We start from the raw sequence: 4551 nt of genomic DNA on the forward strand, positions 1-4551 counted from the left end.
AGCGCTAGTCCATCCCTTCATTAAAAAACACTGCGCCTTAATGTACACCACTGCCAGTCACAAACAAGACTGGCATAAATTCCGGTTGGTTTTCCTTCTCCCCGAATATGTCCAAGGTGCTGATACTGTAGAAGCTTGTACACGCTTCCTCATGCAGCAGTTGCCCCATGACCCAGCCTGTAAAGATGCTTCGCGTGTATTCTATGGCAGCACAGAGGCAGAATTCCCGCTTGTCAACCCTGAAGCCACTTTACCCGCAGAATGGATTCAGGAAGCAATCGCGATCGCGCAAATTGAGCGTGTTGAGTATCAGCTACGAATTCAAGAAATTGAGTCACGGCGTAAAGAGTGGCGTGAGATTTCCCTCAATGAAGCCTGGGACATTGACCAGCTAATCCAGAACGCACTTTCATTCATCCCACCACGCACCCCAGGAAGCGGCAACTATGACGAATGCCGTCAGGTGTTGATGGCGCTGGTTAATCATTATGGGGCAACAGATGCGGAAATTATAGCCGAGCAGTGGTCGCCCAGCATCAAGGGTTCAACTTGGAACATCCACGCTAAGATTCGCAGTTTTAGACGTGGGGGAATCTCAATCGGTACACTGTTTCACATTGCCAAACAGTATGGCTTTCGGTTCCCTAAACGGCAGTATGAATATAACGAACGCGACCAAGGAGTAATTAGCCGTGAACAGTGGGAGCTTAGGCGAGTTAGAGAGGATTTGAGCAGCTTCCAAAATTTATTAAAGCAAGCTATCGCTCCAATAGCTGAGATATTTAAAGGATTTAAAGCCCCACCATCGCCGCCGCCCGAACCCGAAATTAACACGAACGCGCCCAATGTAATTATCTACCGCATGGGCAATATCCCGTACATAAGCGAAATTACAGGCGATATCTCTATCTCTTGCCAACCAGAAGAACATATCACCGCATGGGTAGAAGCTGTTTCTAAAGGCTGGACACAAATCTTAGATAATTCCCACCCTGGACTAGGTAAGTCTTACAACGCGGGGCAACTGACGGCGGCCTTATTCGGTGTTGATAAACTAATTTACCAGGATGCCAACCACAGAAACCCATCTACACTGCCCATTGAGACGAATTTTGTTGACTTACCAGTGCGGCACAACGGCTTTAAACTAGACCCCACCCGCAAAACTCCTACTGGTGAGGATTTTAAACTGTGGACTAAAGCGGGTGAGACTGCCGACACTGATGGCAATTGTCACAGGACTTACTTATTTAATGCCTTCCGCAACAAGAATTTTACCAGCCTTGATTTTGAAGAGAGCGGCATCAGCCCCATCTGTGGCGGTTGTTCCCTTAAAAATCAGTGCCGTTTCTCCAGTGGTGACGGTTTTGGCTTCCGCTTTCAAAAGCGCACAGCAATTCAACAGTTCTCTGAACTCAGAGCGCACCCAGACTCTACACCAGTTACCTTAACTAACGCTGCTGACCAAACTTTCACCGTTGGGCGGTTATGGGAAGAAGCGGGTACACTCATCAAGCCCGTGCGCTCAGTTGATGTAAACCGCGACGATTTTGAAACCACTGTGGGCAAGCTGCTACTGTTAGAACCAAATATAATGTCACAGCTGCAACCTGCACTAAAAGTTTTACACCAACTGTTTACTCAACACCTTTTGCCGAATGACCGCTACGGCTTTGATGATGCCAGCATCCGAGCGCTGCTGCCCGAATTCCCAACTGGCTTAGATATCGAAGCGATTCGGCAAACTGTAGAACCTGATTTAACTTTCTTAGAAGACTTAGACTCTATTGATATTACCGAAGATAAACAACTAAAAAAAAGTGCTGCGGCTCGTTATGCTGCCAAGAAGCTAGTTAAAGACAGCGCACGAACGGCAGGTAAGGAGTTTCTTGACTTGCCTAATTACTGGTTGCCTGACTTTCTCGAAGCTTGGAAAGGTGATGGTAGTTTTCAATCTCAATGGGGTGTACTCAGCATTTACCGCCGAAACCCCAAACATACTGAATTGGCCAACTCTGCAAAATTTAATATTTACCTTGATGCCACTTTCAAATCTCACCAGTTGAAATTCAAATTGGGCATCGATGATCCTGTATTAGTCATTGAGCAACAACGCCCAGACTACGGCAATTTAAAAGTGGTCAACGTCACGGGGCTGGGTAAACTGCCTAAAAATCGCTCCGATACACTCAGCAACCGTGTTAATGCCCTCAAAGAAACCTTCAAAAAACTCTACCCCACCCTTGGCATTATCGATTGGAAACAAATTGCATCCCAAATTGCAGACCGCACAGAATACGGTCACTTTGTCGATGGGCGTGGTGTTAATAGGTTTAGTGATGCAGAGGCTCTCGCTTCTTTTGGCATTCCTTACCAAAACATTGGTGTTTTAGCAGCACAATATCAGGTGATGACTGGTTCACCAGTCAACCTGGAAGATAAAAACAGCACTTTCCAAAAGTATCTCACTGAACTAATTAATGCAGAAATTATACAAGAGATTGGGCGATTACGTGTACATCGTCGCCCAAACCAACAGCTTACCTTTTACTTCTGCGCTGACTATTCACTGAGTTTCCTTTTAAATGAGTTACCATCCGTGAAATTAGAGAGCGTTGATGCTTTCCAACTCTGCCCCGAAGCTGGTAACGCCAGTGAGCAGACAGGTCATGCTATAGTCAATGCCCTAAAGTCGCTAATTCAGTCAAAACAGAAAATTACTCAACCCGCGATTGCCAACATTGCCGATATCTCCCAAGCTTGGGTGAGCCGATTTACACAACGCTGGGGGGGCTGGCAGCACTTTAAAAAATTATTACTCCTGCTATTAGATAGTCTTAATAGCGGTAGTAATAAAAATTTGGCTGACTTAGACGACGATGAAAAGTGGTTAGCCCGTAAATACTTCCCCCTGTTGATTGCTGAATCAGAATCATCACTCCCAACTCTGCTAGGGGGGGTGGCAGAAGTTGCCGAAGTTATTAGTAGTAGGGCGATGCGGCGAGTAATACTTACTTGTGGGACCCAAGTTAGGGCTTACCTACTGATGGCTGTATTGAACTGTCTGCCAAGTGTTGTTTACTCAAATGAGTCCATTCTAAGAACCGTTGCCCCGGTGCAACACAACTGTAACTTGACAGTGACGTTATAAAATTTATTGGTTTTTAATTCCTACTGAACTTATCAGTAACAAAAGACGCTTCCGTAGATAATGAGGTACTTAATCATTCACTGAGCGGACAGATCAACATACCTACACCCGATTACTTAATTAGGTGTAGTAAGCCTTTTGGTGCGTCAAAAGGTTTCATGCATTGGGTGAGTGCTCTCTTGTTGGCAATCAACGTATTCATCGTTTTAGGTTATACTAATTTTTCTGTTATATTGATATCATCATAGAGCATAAAATCCACTGCCATAACTTAAGTATAAAATTTTTTATTTAAGATCAATGTCTAGCTATTGCCAACTGAGAGGAAGTATATATAATAGTTAAAACACCTAACAAAGTATTATTTACATAGGTCATCCTGAAAAGGAGCCACCGAGAAATTAATTTCGGTGGCTTTTTCAGTTTTCGGTGAAATGTTTACCCCATTTTTATGGCAATAAACATTGACATTTCTTTGGTTAAACAACCTCTATTAAATCCCCAACATGGAAAACAAATCGACAAAAAAGCCTGTTAGACCTAAAAGCAAAAACAGTAAAGTTCGTGAGCCGCGAGAAAATAAAATTATCTGTCAAGGATTAAAATCACTTCGAGGACAACCAGAATTTTATGATGAGCTGAAAAAAGTTGTTTCTGTCAGTTTAACCCCAACAGCAATAGAGGGATTGAACAATATAAGCCGTGCTTATATGATTTCCAGGAGTGAATTAATGGAGCAGATAGGTAGGCATGTTATCCAACTAATCAAGGTGGATAATTTGGATTGAGTACCTGAGCCAAATATGGCTGATAGTGAGTCAATAAGCCTCTGTAGCTTATAAATAATAGCTAGTAAGCGCCGACTCACCAAATCTCAATCATAATGGGAGCATTCCTCATAGCTTAATAAAGGAGTCTAACAAGGGTTTTTGGATTTATTTAAGGGCTATTTTTTATTTCAAAACTTCTGTTTATTTATTATTAAAATGGCTAAGTATTTAGCTGAAACATAGACTAAATAGGAGTTGTGCGCTTTTTATATTAATTCCCATTCCTGGTGTAAAAAAACGTTAAATCTATCTTAAGAATGGTTATTAATAATAAATAACCTCTGAAGCTCAAAAATTATGTAAAGTAAATATCAAGCCTATTGAACTTTTACATAAAACCTAAATTGAAAGTTATCTCATCATTGAAATAGGAGAGAGATTTATTATGGAAGGACCCAAGAACGTATGGGAAGTCTACGAGATGTATGTAGAAGAAATTAATATCAGCAACCCGGAGAAAGGTCGTACTATTCTCAATGAACTACGTACTGCTCTTCTACATCATTTACTTCCGGAATTGGGCTATACCAGAACTCAATCAGGACCAAAGATGACTGCCAAGGAGGTAGA

General features: G+C 42.4%; 3 protein-coding genes. All 3 read left to right on the forward strand.

Annotated elements, in window-relative coordinates; genetic code table 11:
* Positions 1-3151 (forward strand): PriCT-2 domain-containing protein (locus tag VE944_RS18040; protein ID WP_324979710.1); only part of this gene is annotated, 3151 nt, incomplete at its 5' end.
* A gap of 506 nt (positions 3152-3657) precedes the next feature.
* Positions 3658-3939: a hypothetical protein gene (locus VE944_RS18045; protein ID WP_324979713.1), complete on the forward strand. Its 282-nt coding sequence runs from the start codon at positions 3658-3660 to the stop codon at positions 3937-3939.
* A 427-nt stretch (positions 3940-4366) separates the two neighbouring features.
* Positions 4367-4551: hypothetical protein (locus VE944_RS18050; protein WP_324979715.1), on the forward strand; the 185-nt coding region annotated here is incomplete at its 3' end.

This window comes from Nostoc sp. (genome assembly GCF_035638895.1).
In the GTDB taxonomy this organism is placed as follows: domain Bacteria; phylum Cyanobacteriota; class Cyanobacteriia; order Cyanobacteriales; family Nostocaceae; genus Nostoc.